Origin of the sequence: Enterobacter sp. 22499, assembly GCF_052044815.1 — a bacterium.
GTDB lineage: Bacteria > Pseudomonadota > Gammaproteobacteria > Enterobacterales > Enterobacteriaceae > Enterobacter > Enterobacter bugandensis.
On record NZ_JBQENR010000002.1, the window covers coordinates 653981 to 670806 of the forward strand.

The 16826-nt window shown below is 57.2% G+C and carries 19 protein-coding genes; 4 read left to right on the forward strand and 15 right to left on the reverse strand.

Going from position 1 to position 16826, the window contains the following annotated elements; translation table 11 throughout:
• Positions 1-61: 61 nt before the first annotated feature.
• From pepB to trmJ, 10 genes are all read right to left on the reverse strand, one after another.
• Positions 62-1348, reverse strand: a complete 1287-nt coding sequence (gene pepB / locus ACTJI7_RS10910) for an aminopeptidase PepB (protein ID WP_041908707.1) — start codon at positions 1346-1348, stop codon at positions 62-64.
• 53 nt (positions 1349-1401) lie between these two features.
• Positions 1402-1602 carry a Fe-S cluster assembly protein IscX gene (iscX, locus tag ACTJI7_RS10915; protein WP_248203866.1) on the reverse strand — a complete coding sequence of 67 codons (201 nt, stop codon included), beginning with the start codon at positions 1600-1602 and terminating at the stop codon, positions 1402-1404.
• Position 1603: 1 nt separating this feature from the next.
• Positions 1604-1939 (reverse strand): ISC system 2Fe-2S type ferredoxin, encoded by a 336-nt coding sequence (gene fdx / locus ACTJI7_RS10920; RefSeq protein ID WP_003860652.1) that lies wholly within the window; start codon positions 1937-1939, stop codon positions 1604-1606.
• 1 nt (position 1940) lies between these two features.
• Complete coding sequence (hscA, locus tag ACTJI7_RS10925; protein WP_045260179.1) at positions 1941-3791, reverse strand: Fe-S protein assembly chaperone HscA; 1851 nt, start codon at positions 3789-3791, stop codon at positions 1941-1943.
• A 14-nt stretch (positions 3792-3805) separates the two neighbouring features.
• Complete coding sequence (gene hscB, locus ACTJI7_RS10930; RefSeq protein ID WP_045260178.1) at positions 3806-4321, reverse strand: co-chaperone HscB; 516 nt, start codon at positions 4319-4321, stop codon at positions 3806-3808.
• Positions 4322-4397: 76 nt separating this feature from the next.
• On the reverse strand, positions 4398-4721 hold the full coding sequence (iscA, locus tag ACTJI7_RS10935; RefSeq protein ID WP_003860659.1) for an iron-sulfur cluster assembly protein IscA: 324 nt from the start codon (positions 4719-4721) through the stop codon (positions 4398-4400).
• A gap of 13 nt (positions 4722-4734) precedes the next feature.
• Entirely contained in the window at positions 4735-5121 is a 387-nt protein-coding gene (gene iscU, locus ACTJI7_RS10940) for a Fe-S cluster assembly scaffold IscU (RefSeq protein WP_003860661.1), read from the reverse strand.
• Positions 5122-5145: 24 nt separating this feature from the next.
• Entirely contained in the window at positions 5146-6360 is a 1215-nt protein-coding gene (gene iscS / locus ACTJI7_RS10945) for a cysteine desulfurase (RefSeq protein WP_003860663.1), read from the reverse strand.
• Positions 6361-6476: 116 nt separating this feature from the next.
• Positions 6477-6968 carry a Fe-S cluster assembly transcriptional regulator IscR gene (iscR, locus tag ACTJI7_RS10950; protein ID WP_008502158.1) on the reverse strand — a complete coding sequence of 164 codons (492 nt, stop codon included), beginning with the start codon at positions 6966-6968 and terminating at the stop codon, positions 6477-6479.
• Between the two features lie 216 nt (positions 6969-7184).
• The gene (gene trmJ, locus ACTJI7_RS10955) at positions 7185-7910 is read right to left on the reverse strand and encodes a tRNA (cytosine(32)/uridine(32)-2'-O)-methyltransferase TrmJ (protein ID WP_028014076.1); all 726 of its coding nucleotides are present in this window, start codon (positions 7908-7910) and stop codon (positions 7185-7187) included.
• A 132-nt stretch (positions 7911-8042) separates the two neighbouring features.
• Here trmJ and suhB point away from each other — a divergent pair, with 132 nt between their 5' ends.
• The gene (gene suhB, locus ACTJI7_RS10960) at positions 8043-8846 is read left to right on the forward strand and encodes an inositol-1-monophosphatase (protein ID WP_028014077.1); all 804 of its coding nucleotides are present in this window, start codon (positions 8043-8045) and stop codon (positions 8844-8846) included.
• Positions 8847-8851: 5 nt separating this feature from the next.
• On the opposite strand, the gene ACTJI7_RS10965 is transcribed toward suhB, so the two are convergent.
• Together ACTJI7_RS10965 and ACTJI7_RS10970 are read right to left on the reverse strand one after the other, a co-directional pair.
• Positions 8852-9844 carry a nickel/cobalt transporter gene (locus tag ACTJI7_RS10965; RefSeq protein WP_028014078.1) on the reverse strand — a complete coding sequence of 331 codons (993 nt, stop codon included), beginning with the start codon at positions 9842-9844 and terminating at the stop codon, positions 8852-8854.
• Entirely contained in the window at positions 9835-10473 is a 639-nt protein-coding gene (locus tag ACTJI7_RS10970) for a DUF1007 family protein (protein ID WP_028014079.1), read from the reverse strand. The genes ACTJI7_RS10965 and ACTJI7_RS10970 overlap by 10 nt, the downstream gene beginning before the upstream one ends.
• A gap of 125 nt (positions 10474-10598) precedes the next feature.
• Here ACTJI7_RS10970 and csiE point away from each other — a divergent pair, with 125 nt between their 5' ends.
• Positions 10599-11876, forward strand: a complete 1278-nt coding sequence (gene csiE / locus ACTJI7_RS10975) for a stationary phase inducible protein CsiE (RefSeq protein WP_045260175.1) — start codon at positions 10599-10601, stop codon at positions 11874-11876.
• Here csiE and ACTJI7_RS10980 read toward each other — a convergent pair whose 3' ends face one another.
• The gene (locus ACTJI7_RS10980) at positions 11877-13016 is read right to left on the reverse strand and encodes a 3-phenylpropionate MFS transporter (RefSeq protein WP_192979371.1); all 1140 of its coding nucleotides are present in this window, start codon (positions 13014-13016) and stop codon (positions 11877-11879) included.
• Between the two features lie 172 nt (positions 13017-13188).
• Here ACTJI7_RS10980 and ACTJI7_RS10985 point away from each other — a divergent pair, with 172 nt between their 5' ends.
• The gene (locus tag ACTJI7_RS10985) at positions 13189-13611 is read left to right on the forward strand and encodes a DoxX family protein (RefSeq protein ID WP_028014082.1); all 423 of its coding nucleotides are present in this window, start codon (positions 13189-13191) and stop codon (positions 13609-13611) included.
• A gap of 54 nt (positions 13612-13665) precedes the next feature.
• On the opposite strand, the gene glyA is transcribed toward ACTJI7_RS10985, so the two are convergent.
• Positions 13666-14919, reverse strand: a complete 1254-nt coding sequence (gene glyA, locus ACTJI7_RS10990) for a serine hydroxymethyltransferase (protein WP_047364176.1) — start codon at positions 14917-14919, stop codon at positions 13666-13668.
• Between the two features lie 303 nt (positions 14920-15222).
• Between glyA and hmpA the strand changes: the two genes are divergently transcribed.
• Complete coding sequence (gene hmpA, locus ACTJI7_RS10995; protein WP_063155426.1) at positions 15223-16413, forward strand: NO-inducible flavohemoprotein; 1191 nt, start codon at positions 15223-15225, stop codon at positions 16411-16413.
• A 50-nt stretch (positions 16414-16463) separates the two neighbouring features.
• On the opposite strand, the gene glnB is transcribed toward hmpA, so the two are convergent.
• Entirely contained in the window at positions 16464-16802 is a 339-nt protein-coding gene (gene glnB / locus ACTJI7_RS11000) for a nitrogen regulatory protein P-II (RefSeq protein ID WP_003860685.1), read from the reverse strand.
• Positions 16803-16826 lie beyond the last annotated feature (24 nt).

Genomic DNA, 16826 nt, shown 5'->3' on the forward strand with positions numbered 1-16826 from the left:
TGCTTACCCGGCCTACAAAACCACAGGCCCGTGCAAGCGCAGCGCCGCCGGGCAAAAAAGATCACTCAGCCGTCAGCAGGTTCGCCACGGTACGCACGCCCAGACCGGTCGCACCCGCGGACCACTGCTCAACTGCCGCCTTACGGTAGGTTGCGGAGCAGTCGATGTGCAGCCAGCCTTCGTGATAGTTCTCAACGAAGTGCGACAGGAAGCCTGCTGCGGTACTTGCCCCCGCCGGGTAAGCCGCGCTCGCGGTGTTATTCAGCTCGGCAAAGTTAGACGGCAGCTGGCTGCGGTGGAACTCGGCCAGCGGCAGACGCCAGAACGGTTCGTTTTCCGCAGCCGCGCTTGCCAGCAGGCGAGCGGCCAGCTTGTCGTCAAAGCTGAACAGCGCGTGGTAGTCGTTGCCCAGGGCGGTTTTCGCCGCGCCGGTCAGGGTCGCCATGTCGATAATCAGCTCTGGCTTCTGGGCAGAGGCGTCGATGAGGCCATCGGCCAGCACCAGACGGCCTTCGGCATCGGTGTTCATCACTTCGACATTTTTACCGTTGCGGTAGCGAATGATGTCGCCCAGCTTGAAGGCGTTGCCGCTCACCATGTTGTCCGCGCAGCACAGGTAGAGCTTCACGCGCTTGTTCAGACCGCGGGTGATAGCGAATGCCAGCGCGCCGGTGATGGTTGCCGCGCCGCCCATGTCGGACTTCATGGAATCCATGAACGCGCTCTGCTTCAGGCTGTAGCCGCCGGTGTCGAAGGTAATGCCTTTACCGACCAGGCAGGCAAAAACCGGCGCTTCTTTATCGCCGGTTGGGTTGTAATCCAGCGCCAGCAGGACCGGAGGACGCTCAGAACCACGGCCCACGGTATGAATGCCCATGTAGTTCTGCTCGCGCAGATCTTCACCTTTGGTGATGCGGTAGGACATGTTATCCCCCGCCACGCCGCACAGCAGGTCAACCGCACGCTGCGCCAGTTGCTCAGGGCCTAACTCCTCCGCCGGGGCGTTAATGGTGTCGCGCACCCAGTCGATAATTTTCAGGCGGCTTTCCAGTTCTTTCTGACCGGCTTCATCGAGGTTCGCCCACTCAATTTTACGGGTGCCTTTCGGGCCTTTGTAGCCCGCCCAGAACGCCCAGCTGCGGTCAGTATCCCAACCTTCGCCTTCCAGCGAGACATGCTTAATGCCCAGGCCGTCAATTTTACGCGCGGCGCGCTGGATCAGACCTAAATCATCTTTGCCCGTCAGGTGCAGGGTGATACCGTCGTTGTTGATGCTGTAGCTGGCTTTCTCGCCCCAGCGCGCGTCGGCGGGCTGCGTAGAGAGCGTAATCTTCATCGCTTCGGTCATTTTATTTATCCTTATTAGCAAACGGGCCGCCTGAAGGCAGCCCGTTAAGTGATTTACTCTGCTTCATCTAACCAGACTAACAGAATCGCCTCCAGAATTTTTTCATTGGATGCGTTTGGATCGTCGTCGAAATCCTCTAAATCGCAGATCCACTGGTGCATGTCGGTGAATCGTACGGTTTTGGGATCGAGATCCGGTTTCGCGTCGTAGAGCGCTTCGCCGATTTCACGGCTGTCTGTCCACTTCAGTCCCATATTAATGCTCGCGTGCGTGGTTGATGGTGTAGCGTGGGAATTCCACGACCAGATCTTCATCGGTCACCGCGGCCTGGCAGCTCAGGCGGCTGTCTGGCTCCAGACCCCATGCTTTATCCAGCATGTCGTCTTCGTCTTCGGTGCTCTCGGCGAGAGAGTCAAAACCTTCACGCACGATGCAGTGGCAGGTGGTGCAGGCACAGGATTTTTCACAGGCGTGTTCCACTTCGATACCTGCACGCAGGGCAACATCGAGAATGGTTTCACCGGTCTTCGCTTCCAGAACAGCGCCATCCGGACAGAGGTCCGCATGAGGCAAAATAACAATCTTTGGCATATTAAACCTCGTCCACGGACTGGCCTTTCAGCGCGACGCGGACAGATTTGTCCATGCGGCGAGCAGCGAAGTCCTGGGTTTGTTTATCAACGTTTTTAATGGCTTCTTCTATTGCGTCAGCGTCATTGCCTTCGGCGACTGCGCGTAAGCGCGCGGCAGCCTCGTCAATCACCTGACGCTCGGCGGCGCTTAACAGCGCGGCATCGGCAGCGAGCGCCCCGTTCAGACTTTCCAGCACACGTGCGGCTTCAACTTTCTGTTCAGCCAGCATACGCGCCTTCACATCCTGCTCGGCGTAGCTCATTGAATCCTGGATCATGGAGGCGATTTCGCCATCGGTCAGGCCGTAGGACGGCTTCACCTGGATGGATGATTCCACGCCGGTGGATTTTTCCATCGCCGTCACGCTCAGCAGGCCGTCCGCATCTACCTGGAAGGTCACGCGGATATGCGCCCCGCCAGCAGGCAGCGCCGGGATGCCCCGCAGCGCAAAGCGCGCCAGAGAGCGGCAGTCCTGCACCAGTTCGCGCTCGCCCTGCATCACGTGGATGGACATCGCGGTCTGGCCGTCTTTGAAGGTGGTGAACTCCTGCGCACGCGCCACCGGAATGGTAGTGTTACGCGGGATCACTTTCTCCACCAGGCCGCCCATGGTTTCTAAACCGAGAGACAGCGGGATGACATCCAGCAGCAGCATTTCGCTGTCCGGCTTGTTGCCAACCAGAATATCGGCCTGGATAGCGGCGCCGACGGCAACCACTTTGTCCGGGTCGATGGAGGTCAGCGGCGTGCGGCCAAAGAATTCGCCCACGCGCTCGCGCACCAGCGGCACGCGCGTTGAGCCGCCCACCATGACCACTTCCAGCACCTCGTCAGCCTCCACGCCCGCATCCTTCAATGCGCGACGGCAGGCCAGCAGGGTGCGTTTAACCAGAGGCGCAATCAGCTCGCTGAACTGGTCGCGGGTGATTTCACCCTGCCAGCCTGCGACATTAACGCTGACCGACTGCGCATCGCTCAGCGCAATTTTGGCGTCGATGGCCGCATCCAGCAGTTCGCGCTGAACGCGCGCATCGCTGCGATCGCTGATGCCCGCCTGATCGCGGATGTAGTCCGCCAGCAGATGGTCGAAATCATCGCCGCCGAGCGCGGAATCCCCGCCGGTCGCCAGCACTTCAAACACGCCGCGGCTCAGGCGCAGGATAGAAATATCAAAGGTACCGCCGCCGAGGTCGTAAACCGCAATCACCCCTTCCTGACCGGAGTCGAGGCCGTAGGCAATCGCCGCCGCCGTCGGTTCGTTCAGCAGGCGCAGCACGTGCAGGCCCGCCAGACGCGCGGCGTCTTTGGTGCCCTGACGCTGTGCGTCGTCAAAATAGGCCGGAACGGTGATCACTACGCCGTCCAGATCGCCGCCGAGCGTCGCCGTCGCGCGCGCCGCCAGCGCTTTGAGGATGTCAGCAGACACGCGAATTGGGTTCAGCAAACCGGCCGCCGTGGCAATCATCGGCAGACCGTTTTCACTGGCCTGCAGCTGATACGGCAGGTGCGGGTAGCGGGTCTGGATATCAGCCAGCGAGCGGCCCATCATGCGCTTTACGGAGCTGATGGTGTTGGCCGGATCGCGCGCGGCGTTGGCGCGGGCGTCATAGCCGACCGCGTGACCCTGCTGCTGGTAGTGGACCACGGAAGGCAGCAGATGGCGGCCCTGTTCGTCGGCCAGCGTTTCCGCCTGGCCGCTGCGCACGGTCGCCACGAGGGAATTGGTGGTGCCCAGGTCAATACCGACCGCCAGACGACGCTGGTGCGGTGCGGCGCTTAAGCCAGGCTCACTAATTTGTAATAAGGCCATAATTGCTTCCGAAATTAAAAATCGAGCAGCTTTTCTTCGAGTTGTTCAGCGCTGCTTCGCAGTTTATCGAGAAAACGGAGTTTGCGCACAGTGTCTGCCGCCACGTCCCAGGTCTCGTTGTTCAGTTGCTCCACCATCTGCTGATGGCGGGTATCGAACATGCCCTTCACGCGCGTGATAAAACGTTCCAGACGCGCTTCGTCTTTGGCCTGTTCAATCTCATCCAGTTCTTCGCGCAGCTCCAGCTGTTCCATCAGAAACGCGGTGTCGCGCACGGTGTGCTGTTCGCTCGCCAGATCAAAGCCGTGGAGCGAGAGCAGATATTCTGCACGCGCCAGCGGATGGCGCAGCGTCTGCCAGGCCTGGTTGATGGTCGCGGAGTGCGATACCGCAGCCAGCTGCTCTGCCTGCGTCCCGCTGGCGAATTTATCCGGATGATACTGACGCTGCAGATCCTGAAAACGGACCGTCAGTGCCTGAAGATCGATCGGGTATTGAGCGGGTAGTCCGAAGAGAGTGAAGTAATCCATAACAATCTCAGGGGTAGCCTGTTAGAACAAACCCCACGCGCAGCAAAGCCACGGTGGGGTTTCGGATGACGCGCGGTTAAACGTGGAAGCTTTCGCCGCAACCACACTCGTCTTTGACGTTCGGGTTCGTAAATTTGAACCCTTCGTTCAGGCCTTCTTTTACGAAGTCCAGCTGAGTGCCGTTGAGAAATTGCAGGCTTTTGCCATCGACCACCACCTTCACGCCCTTGTCTTCAAACACGGTGTCATCAGACGCCGGCTCGTCAACAAACTCCAGTACGTAAGCCATACCAGAACAGCCGGAGGTACGTACGCCCAGTCGCAGGCCAAAGCCTTTACCACGGTTCGCCAGAAAAGAGCTTACTCGCGCGGCAGCGCTGTCGCTAAGGGTAATCGACATACTCAAACCTCAATTATTTTGCTTCACGTTTGCTTTTGTAATCCGCAATGGCGGCTTTGATCGCGTCTTCTGCCAGAATTGAACAGTGAATTTTCACCGGCGGCAGTTCGAGTTCTTCAGCAATATCCGTGTTCTTAATTGCCTGTGCTTCGTCCAGAGACTTGCCCTTCACCCACTCGGTGACCAGGGAGCTGGACGCAATTGCAGAACCGCAGCCGTAGGTCTTGAAGCGCGCGTCTTCAATGATACCTTCATTGTTGACTTTAATCTGCAACTTCATTACGTCGCCACACGCCGGCGCACCAACCATGCCGCTACCGACAGATTCATCGCTGTTGTCAAAAGAGCCAACGTTGCGCGGGTTCTCGTAATGATCGATAACTTTTTCGCTGTATGCCATGATTGAATTCTCCTTATATACCGATTAGTGATGTGACCATTCAATGCTGTTCAGATCCACGCCCTGCTTGAACATTTCCCACAGTGGAGAAAGGTCGCGCAGACGGCCAATGGAGTTACGAACCAGCTTGATGGTGTAGTCAATCTCTTCTTCGGTAGTGAAACGACCTAAAGAGAAACGGATAGAGCTGTGTGCCAGCTCGTCAGTCATACCCAGCGCGCGCAGCACGTAGGATGGCTCCAGGCTTGCAGACGTACAGGCAGAACCGGAAGAAACGGCCAGGTCTTTCAGCGCCATGATCAGCGATTCGCCTTCAACATAGTTGAAGCTGACGTTGAGGATGTTCGGCGCGCCCTGCTCGAGATCGCCGTTCAGATACACTTCTTCCATATCTTTCACGCCGTCCCACAGACGGTTACGTAGCGTGCGCAGGCGTGCCATCTCGGTTTCCATCTCTTCTTTCGCAATGCGGTACGCTTCGCCCATGCCCACGATCTGGTGAACAGGCAGCGTACCGGAACGCATGCCGCGCTCGTGACCGCCGCCGTGCATCTGTGCTTCGATGCGGATACGTGGCTTACGACGAACGTACAGCGCGCCGATCCCTTTCGGGCCATAGATTTTGTGGCCGGAGAAGGACATCAGGTCTACTTTCAGCTGGCTCAGGTCGATAGGCAGTTTGCCCACGCTCTGGGTCGCGTCCACGTGGTAGATGATACCGCGCGCGCGGCACATTTCGCCGATGGTGGCGATGTCCTGAACGACGCCGATTTCGTTATTAACGTGCATGATGGAGACCAGGATGGTGTCGTCACGCATCGCCGCTTCGAGCTCTTTCAGGTCAATAATACCGTTGCTCTGCGGCGCCAGATAGGTCACTTCGAACCCTTCACGCTCCAGCTGGCGGCAGGTGTCCAGCACGGCTTTGTGTTCGGTTTTGCTGGTGATGATGTGCTTGCCTTTTTTCTGATAAAAGTTGGCTGCACCTTTGATCGCCAGGTTGTCGGATTCGGTCGCACCGGAGGTGAAAACAATCTCACGCGGGTCGGCACCCACCAGGTCAGCAATCTGATTACGGGCGATATCCACCGCCTCTTCAGCATGCCAGCCAAAACGGTGTGAACGGGAAGCTGGGTTACCAAAGTTTCCGTCCAGGGTCAGACACTGCATCATTTTCTCGGCAACACGCGGGTCCACCGGCGTGGTTGCGGAGTAGTCGAGATAAATCGGTAATTTCATTGCTCTATAAACTCCGTACATCGCTTCAATGCAAGGAATCAGGCAACCGGCTGGATGTACGACCGAGTAGCGGGGTGTGACCACCCCGGCCTGATTCTGAAATACTTATCGTTTTATTACGCGCGTAATTTGACGTCGATAGCGTCCTGCGCGCGGGTGCTGCGTTGTGAATCATGGCTGTGCTGACGGCCTGATACGTCCAGAACTTCCTGGTTATTGACCAGTTCACCGAGGGTGATGTTGTTCAGGAAGCCGGTCAGACGGTCGCTCAGATCGCGCCACAGCGCGTGGGTCAGGCACTTATCGCCGCCCTGGCAGCCGCCTTTACCCTGGCAACGGGTTGCGTCAACGGATTCATCCACCGCGCTAATCACTTCGCCAACCGCAATACTGCCCGCGTCTTTACCCAGCAGATAACCGCCGCCCGGGCCACGAACGCTGGACACCAGTCCATTTTTACGCAGTCTGGAGAACAGCTGTTCCAGGTAAGAGAGGGAGATCCCTTGTCGTTCAGAAATATCAGCCAACGGAACCGGGCCCGCTTCGGAGTTGAGCGCAACGTCCAGCATCGCGGTCACGGCATAACGCCCTTTAGATGTCAGTCTCATGTCTTACTTAACCTCAAACTCGCCCCTGCCCGGGGTTTTTTATTGTAAAATGGGGGTATTGCATAGCAGGGCCAAGTCTGACATTCCTGACTAAAATGGTCAACTATTTACTTGACTGTTTTAGTCAGGTATTTAACCTTCTGTGCCTTCATAATATAGGTGCGACCTGATGCCCTCACCCCAACCCTCTCCCACGGGGAGAGGGGGAAATCGGCACTACTCTTTATTCTTCTGCTCAATCGACGCCAGAATCCCGCGCAGGATGTTCAGCTCCTGGCTTTCCGGACGCGCGCGGGTAAACATGCGGCGCAGCTTATTCATCACCTGGCCAGGGTGGCCTTCACGGATGAAGCCGGTAGCGAGCAGCGTCTGCTCCAGGTGACCGTAGAAACGCTCAAGGTCGTCCACCAGCGGGTAGGCCGTCTCTTCTTTCGGTTCTGCCTGCTTCTCCTGCGTCGCCAGCCAGGCCATGCGCACTTCGTAGGCGATTACCTGCACCGCCATTGCCAGGTTCAGCGAGCTGTATTCCGGGTTGGCTGCAATCGCCACGTGGTAGTGGCACTTCTGCAGTTCGTCGTTGGTCAGGCCAACGCGCTCGCGGCCAAACACCAGCGCAACCGGCGCCTGCTCTGCTTCTGAGACGCTTTTCAGGCCGCATTCGCGCGGATCCAGCATCGGCCACGGCAGCGTGCGTGAGCGCGCGCTGGTGCCCACCACCAGGCTGCAACCGGCCAGCGCTTCGTCGAGGGTATCAACGATCTGCGCATTACCGATAACGTCGCTGGCCCCTGCCGCCAGGGCGATAGCCTGAGAGTCTGGTTTCACCAGCGGATTAACCAGCCACAGGTTCGTTAAGCCCATGGTTTTCATAGCGCGGGCCACAGAGCCCATGTTGCCGGTGTGCGATGTTTCGACCAGCACGATTCGAATGTTTTGCAGCATAATTTTTAGATGTCTGGGTTCAGTGTCTGAAGAATATTCGGGCATATTATCATAAACGGGAGACATAATCCGATCCCGCTGCTATACTCTGCGCCGATTTTCCTGTTCTTTAACATCCAGTGAGAGAGACCGATGCATCCGATGCTGACCATCGCCGTGCGCGCAGCGCGCAAGGCGGGTAATGTAATTGCCAAACACTACGAAACGCCAGACTCCGTAGAAACCAGCCAGAAAGGCAGCAATGATTTCGTGACTAACGTCGATAAAGCCGCAGAAGCGATTATTATCGAAACGATCCGCAAATCTTACCCGCAGCACACCATCATCACCGAAGAAAGCGGTGAACATGAAGGTACCGATCAGGATGTTCAATGGGTTATCGATCCACTGGATGGCACCACCAACTTCGTTAAACGCCTGCCACACTTCTCTGTGTCAATCGCAGTACGTATTAAAGGCCGTACTGAAGTCGCCGTTGTTTACGATCCAATGCGTAACGAACTGTTCACCGCGACCCGCGGTCAGGGCGCGCAGCTGAACGGCTACCGTCTGCGCTGCAGCAATGCACGCGACCTGGACGGCACCATCCTGGCGACCGGCTTCCCATTCAAGGCGAAGCAGCACGCAACTACCTATATGAATATCCTGGGCAAGCTGTTCACCGAATGCGCGGACTTCCGTCGCACCGGCTCTGCTGCGCTGGATCTGGCCTACGTTGCTACCGGCCGCGTTGACGGTTACTTCGAACTGTCACTGAAGCCGTGGGACTTCGCTGCGGGCGAGCTGATTGCACGTGAAGCAGGCGCGATTGTTTGCGACTTCACCGGCGGCCACAACTACATGACCACCGGCAACATCGTTGCGGGTAACCCACGCGTTGTTAAAGCCATGCTGGCCAACATGCGTGACGAGCTGAGCGATGCGCTGAAGCGTTAATCTCCTCATCTCAGCCCTCTCCCCAAAGGGGAGAGGGTGCTAAACGGCGCCGCGCTCATCCACATCGTTACCGCCGCCACCAGCAGAATCACTCCCCCCGCCAGCGCGAGCGTTGTCCATCCTACTTGTCGCCACAGTACCGGCGTTTTATTGCCACTGAGTTTTACCGCAAGCTGACGGAAGCTGTGAACCAGCAACGCCAAAGACGAAATGGTGAGAGAGGTTCCTGCCGCCATTGCCAGCGCCGAGAGCATGCCCCAGCCGAACACGCCAATCACTTTACTGAACAGCAGCACCATGATTGCCCCCGAGCACGGGCGCATCCCCATAGAGAGAACTATCATCAGCCGCGCGCGCCAGTCGTCACCGCTCTGTAATTGTTCCTGCGTCGGCAGATGCTGATGCCCGCAGCCGCAGTGTTCATCATGAACGTGGTGCGGCGTAAAAGTTTTGAATTTGGGCTTTTGCAGCAGCGCGCGCAGCTTTTTCAGTGCCCGCCAGCAGAGGATCAGCCCCAGCACGCCGACCAGCGCATAGCTGCCCTTCTCCAGCCAGAAGCTGCTCAGGTGCAGCTGGCGCGCGGGAAGCTGTAATAGCGAAAGCACAACCACCACCAGCGCAATCGCCACGCCCCCCTGAAGCAGCGAAGAGGCCAGCGTCAGGCCAATGCTTGATTTCAGCTTCGACGGATGGGTGGCAAGCCAGGTGGTGATGACGATTTTGCCGTGCCCCGGCCCCAGCGCGTGCAGCACGCCATAGATAAAGCTGAACGCCAGCAGGGAACCGCCCGCTTTGGTCGGATTCTCCGCCACCGCCTTCAGCAGCCCGCTCATCTGCTGGTTGACCTCACGCTGCCAGATGATGCTTTTCATCATCACCTGCGGCCAGGCCTGCCACAGCCAGAGCGAACCGCAAACGGCGAGCAGTAGAAAAAGCGCCAGCGGCCAGAGGTGCAGCCAGCGGCGCGGCTTTCGTACCGGAGAGGAGATCACTGACATTGTAACGTCACCTTCTGCGCAAACTGTTTACCCAGTTCCATGTCCTCCGGAGGGGCATCCTCTTTATCAAGAGAGACAGCAAAATTCAGCGTCTCTTCGCTGGGCTTCGGGGTGTGAACCGTAATGTTGCAGGTTTTTTGCAACGACGCAGGAAGCTGCACGTCGCTGTCCTCGGCGTAGCTCATATCGACGTAGTACGTTGGGTCAAAGGTAGAAAACGTATAGGTTTGTCCTGCCAGCGGCTGCGGATGCGCCAGTGGGAGCACGAACGTCAGCACCGCCTGATGTCCGTCGCGGGACATGCCGTATTCTGTCGGGCGATTGAGGAACTTCACCTTTTGTCCGTTATGCCAGAACTCGGTGAAGTAGTGCTGCCCGAGCACGTTGGCCATCACTTCTGCCGCCAGCTTTTTCCAGATTTCGTCGCCGGGCTTCGCGTTACCCGCATCATAAAGCAGATCCGCCGAGGTGATTTCATCCATCGTCCAGCGCATTTTCAGGCCGCTCAGCTGCGTGCCGTCGGTGACCAGCTCGGTTTTCAGGCTGATAAAACTGTGAGGATGTGCGCTGGCGGTAAAGGTGATAACCGCCAAAAATAACGCCATCGCATTTTGTTTAACTGTCTGCATCAATTCCTCACGTCAAAAATTCTGTGATGTTCCCCAGCAATCCTGAGTGAAAGGCCTGCCGGCGCGCTTTTCAGCGCCCATCCTTTAGCTATTCTTATCAAACATTCACACTGGATACCCGACAGATGATGACGACGCTTGAAATTCCATCTGTGCTTTCCAGTTCGCAGCGCCGCTGCCAGGTGCTTTTGATGCTTTACCTGCCCGATGCTGCCGTCACCGCACAGAGCATAATCGCTGCCAACGGCGTGGACGAGGTCATGGCACGGCAAGATATAGCCGAGACGCGCGATGAAATCCAGCGCTATCATCGGCTGGATATCGTCACGCACCATGACGGCAGCTACCGAATTGAAGGCACTGCCCTGAATCAGCGTTTATGTCTGCTGCACTGGCTGCGCAGGGCGCTCCGCCTTTGTCCGCAGTTTGTCTCGCACCAGTTTACCCCAGCCTTAAAAACCGCGCTTAAACAGCACGGCATCGCGCGGCCGCTTTACGACGATGCTAACCTGCGGGCGCTGATCGGCTTCTGCTCACGCAAGCTGCAGCGTCAGTTTGAATGCCGGGACGTCCAGTTCTTACAGCTCTACTTGCAATACTGCCTCATCCAGCACCACTTAGGGAATACGCCGCAGTTTTCCCACGCGCAGCGCAGCTGGACCCAGTCGCGGGGAGAGTATTTTACGGCGCAGGAGATTGTTCGTCACTGGAAGCGGCGCGTGCCGCAGGGCGCGCACGTGGACGAGCAGCTGTTTCTGGCGCTGCTGTTTATGATGCTCCGCACGCCCGATCCGGTGCTTGATAAACACCAGCAGGATCAGCGCCTCCGCCGCGCCATTGTGCGCATGGTGGCCCGTTTCCGCTCCCAGACCGGGATGAACTTCAGCGATGAGCAGGGGCTGACCGATCAGCTGTATATCCATCTGGCTCAGGCGCTGGACCGCTCGCTGTTTGAGATCGGTATCGACAATAGCCTGCCCGAGGAAATTCACCGTCTCTATCCCCGGCTGTTACGCACCACGAAAGAGGCACTCTTTGAGCTGGAAGCCGAATTTGGGCTGCGGTTCTCCGATGAAGAGATGGCACTGGTAGCGGTTATTTTCGGCGCCTGGCTGATGCAGGAGACCGATCTGCATGAAAAACAGGTAGTGCTGCTGACCGGGGAGGACAAATCCTGTGAGGAGGTGATTGAACAGCAGCTGCGCGAATTAACCCTGCTGCCGCTCAACATTCGCTATCTGACGCTGCAGGCGTTCCAGAAAGAGGGGGCACCGCGCGAAGCCGCGCTGGTTATCACCCCCTATCCTACCGTGCTGCCGCTGTTCTCGCCGCCGCTGATCCACGCGGTTGAATCACTTAACACGCAGCAGCAGGAACATATTCGCGCCATGCTGGAATCGTAGCTACGCCCGTGCGGCCACTTTCGGTCGAACAAACATCGCCGGAAGCGCCACCAGCGCCATGACCCAGAACACGCCGTGTCCCAGATGCTGATACAGAAAGCCCGCAAAGACCGTCATCACCGCAATGCTGCCGCCCATCGCCACCGCAGAGTAGACCGCCTGCAGACGGATCACGTCCCCGCCCTCGCGCGCCGCGATATAGCGCATCGCCGCCAGGTGGCACACGGTGAAGGTGCCGCAGTGAAGGATCTGCGCCACAATCAGCCACGGCAGTTCGGTCGTCCAGCCCATAATCCCCCAGCGCGCCACGCCGCAGACCGCGGAAAGCAGCAGCAGATCGCGCGCGCCGAAGCGGCGGAACAGCTTTTTGCTCAGGGCGAAAATAATGACTTCTGCCACCACCCCCAGCGACCACAGGTAACCGACAGCAGAGGCCGAGTAGCCCGCCCCCTGCCAGTAGATGGCGCTGAAGCCATAGTACGCCGCATGCGCCCCCTGAAGCAGACAGACGCACGCCAGAAAACGCCAGCTCAGGGCCACCAGGCTCCGCCAGGCGGGCCAGCCGGCGCTCTCCTGATGGCGACTCTCCCCTTGCGGCATCACCGACGGGCGCAGCAGCATGCCCAGCAGCATCGAGGCAATACCGATACTCAGCAGCGCCAGAATCGCGCGATAGTCGTAAAGGCTGACCAGTTTCCCCACCAGCGCAGAGCCGATCACGAAGGCAATCGATCCCCAGAGGCGCACGCGACCATAGTCCATGGTGATCTGCTTTTGCCAGGTGTTCGCCAGCGCATCCGTCAGGGGTACCAGCGGGGAGAAGAACAGATTAAAGCCAACCATCACCACCATCAGCCAGGCAAACTGATGGCTGACCCAGAAGCAGGCCGCGAAGACCAGCGTCAGCAGGGCCAGAATGCGCACCGCTTTAATCAGTAAGGAGGGATCGCTGACGCGGGGGGCAATCAGCAGGCTTCCGAGGAAACGCGCCACCAGCCCCGCGCCCAGCAGGATGCCAATGGTTTCTGGCGTCAAACCAATTCCCTTGAGCCAGACGCTCCAGAAAGGCAGAAAAATACCGTAGCTAAAGAAGTAGGTGAAGTAGCTGAGCGCCAGCCAGCGCGTGGAATGCAAGACCATGAATCCCTCCCGAAATGGAGGCGATAGTCTGGCGTTTATCCTGCACTTTAGCAAGTCGTTAGCGCGCTATAAATTAACGATAAATTAACGTCCTGGACAGCCGGTCGGCGTATGGCGTGAGCGGCAAAATTGTATTACGTTTAAAAGACATCGCCTGAAGAGGTCGTTTGCCATGAACAGCTTACGTTATTTCGATTTCGGCTCCTCACGCTCCTTCCTGCTATTGATTGCCCGTATTGCCATCGTTGTCCTGTTTATTATTTTTGGCTATCCCAAGCTGACGGGGTTTAGCGGCACCGTTCAGTATATGACGTCGCTCGGCGCCCCCATGCCGATGCTGGCGGCCATTATCGCCGTCGTAATGGAGGTTCCCGCCGCTATCCTGATCGTGCTCGGCTTTTTCACCCGCCCCCTCGCAGTGCTCTTTGTCTTCTATACGCTGGGCACGGCGATTATCGGTCACCACTACTGGGATATGACCGGAGATGCGGTTGTGCCGAATATGATTAATTTCTACAAGAACGTCAGTATTGCTGGCGCGTTTATTTTGCTGGCGATTGTGGGACCGGGGGCCATTTCCCTGGACCGACGTTAAGCCATAAAAAAAGGCCGCAAGCGCGGCCTTTTTTATTTCTGCAAAGCAGAGGAATTATGCGTATACCGGGAAGCGTGCGCAGATATCCAGAACTTTACCTTTGACGCGCTCGATAACCGCTTCGTCATTGATGTTGTCCAGAACGTCACACATCCAGCCAGCCAGCTCTTTCACTTCCGCTTCTTTAAAGCCGCGACGCGTCACGGCCGGAGAACCGATACGGATACCGGAGGTCACGAACGGGCTCTTCGGATCGTTTGGCACGCTGTTTTTGTTCACGGTGATGTTGGCGCGGCCCAGGGCAGCGTCAGCTTCTTTACCGGTCAGGTTCTTATCAACCAGGTCCAGCAGGAACAGGTGGTTTTCAGTCCCGCCGGATACCACTTTGTAGCCACGGTTCAGGAACACTTCCACCATCGCTTTGGCGTTCTTAGCAACCTGCTGCTGATACACCTTGAACTCTGGCTCCATCGCTTCTTTCAGCGCGACCGCTTTTGCGGCGATAACGTGCATCAGCGGGCCGCCCTGCGCGCTTGGGAACACGGCAGAGTTCAGTTTTTTGTACAGATCTTCGTCACCGCCTTTCGCCAGGATCAGGCCACCGCGTGGACCCGCCAGGGTTTTGTGAGTAGTGGTGGTCACAACGTGAGCGTGAGGAACCGGGTTCGGGTAAACGCCTGCGGCAATAAGGCCCGCAACGTGCGCCATGTCAACGAACAGGTACGCGCCGATGCTGTCTGCGATTTCACGCATTTTTGCCCAGTCAACGATACCGGAGTAAGCAGAGAAGCCACCGATGATCATCTTCGGCTTGTGCTCTTTGGCCTGCTTAGCCATGTCTTCGTAGTCAATTTTACCGGACTCATCAATACCGTAAGGAATGATGTTGTACAGTTTGCCGGAGAAGTTAACCGGGGAGCCGTGAGTCAGGTGGCCGCCCTGCGCCAGGTTCATACCCAGAACGGTATCGCCCGGCTGCAGCAGCGCGGTGTAAACAGCGAAGTTAGCCTGAGAGCCGGAGTGCGGCTGGACGTTCGCGTAGTCAGCGCCGAAGAGTGCTTTCGCACGGTCGATAGCCAGCTGCTCAACGATATCAACGTACTCGCAACCGCCGTAGTAGCGCTTGCCCGGGTAACCTTCAGCGTATTTGTTGGTCAGCTGAGAGCCCTGCGCCTGCATCACGCGCGGGCTGGTGTAGTTTTCGGAGGCGATCAGTTCGATGTGCTCTTCCTGACGTACTTTTTCCTGCTCCATAGCCTGCCACAGTTCGGCATCATAATCGGCAATGTTCATTTCACGCTTTAACATCCGCATCTCCTGACTCAGCTAACAAGTAAATTTTGGCCTGAAAAGGCAGTCCTGTTGGACGACGGGCAACAGTATAACTGAATAGTTCTGTGATAACAGGTCTTGACAAACGATTTTACGCAAACGTTTCCCTTCACGCCACGCAAGGGTTTGAGGAATAAAGATCTCACTATTTCCAGCGGATTTCTTTTTAGGTTTGTGATGCGTATTTTTCATCTTGCAAAGAACCATTTACAAAGCATGGGTATTTTTTATAAGATGCATTTAAAATACATCATTAGGTAATATCAGAAGGAAGCTGCCATGCTCGACGCTCAAACCATCGCTACCGTTAAAGCCACCATTCCCCTGCTGGTGGAAACCGGTCCTAAACTTACCGCCCATTTCTACGATCGCATGTTCACGCACAATCCGGAGCTCAAAGAGATTTTCAATATGAGCAACCAGCGTAACGGCGATCAGCGTGAAGCGCTTTTCAACGCCATCGCGGCCTACGCCAGCAATATCGAAAACCTGGCGGCGTTGCTGCCTGCGGTGGAAAAAATCGCGCAGAAGCACACCAGCTTCCAGATCCAACCCGAGCAGTACAACATCGTCGGCACTCACCTGCTGGCAACGCTGGACGAAATGTTCAGCCCGGGCCAGGAGGTGCTGGACGCCTGGGGTAAAGCCTACGGCGTGCTGGCAAACGTGTTTATCAACCGTGAAGCGCAGATCTACAGCGAAAACGCCAGCAAGAACGGTGGCTGGGAAGGAACGCGCGCCTTCCGTATCGTCGAGAAAACGCCGCGCAGCGCGCTTATCACCAGTTTTGAATTTGAGCCGGTTGACGGCCAGCCGGTGGCCGATTACCAGCCGGGCCAGTATCTGGGCGTATGGCTGAAGCCTGAAGGCTTCCCGCATCAGGAGATCCGCCAGTACTCTCTGACCCGCAAACCAAACGGCAAAGGCTACCGCATTGCGGTGAAGCGCGAGGACGGCGGTCAGGTATCCAACTGGCTGCATAACGAAGCGAGCGTGGGCGACGTGATCCATCTGGCCGCGCCGGCGGGCGACTTCTTTATGGCCATTGAAAACAATATCCCGGTCACGCTGATCTCCGCGGGCGTGGGCCAAACGCCAATGCTGGCGATGCTGGATACGCTGGCGAAAGCAAACCACAGCGCGCAGGTTAACTGGTTCCACGCAGCGGAGAACGGCGACGTCCACGCCTTTGCGGATGAAGTGAAAGCGCTGGGAGCGACCCTGCCGCGTTTCACCGCGCATACCTGGTATCGCCTGCCGACGGAGGCAGACCGCACTGCCGCACGCTTTGACAGCGAAGGACTGATGAATTTAAGCCAGATGGAAGGGGCGTTTAGCGCGCCGGAAATGCAGTTCTACGTCTGTGGACCCGTGGCGTTTATGCAGTATGCCGCGAAGCAGCTGGTTGAGCTGGGCGTGAATAAAGACAACATTCATTACGAATGTTTCGGGCCGCATAAGGTGCTGTAACGCAAAAAGCCCCTCGTTCGAGGGGCTTTTTTTCGCCGGGTGGCGAATGGTTAAATCGCGGCGTCGTCTTCTTCGCCGGTACGGATACGGATCACGCGCGCCACATCAAAGACGAAGATTTTCCCGTCGCCAATTTTGCCCGTCTGCGCCGTGCGGATAATGGTATCCACGCAGGTATCGACGATATCGTCGCTGACCACGATTTCAATTTTCACTTTCGGCAGAAAGTCGACCATGTACTCTGCGCCACGATAAAGCTCGGTGTGGCCCTTCTGACGACCAAAACCTTTCACTTCCGTCACGGTCATCCCGGTGATGCCTACTTCCGCCAGCGCTTCACGTACATCATCCAGTTTGAAAGGTTTAATAATCGCATCAATCTTTTTCATGGTGGGTCCTTAAACTCTTGCCTG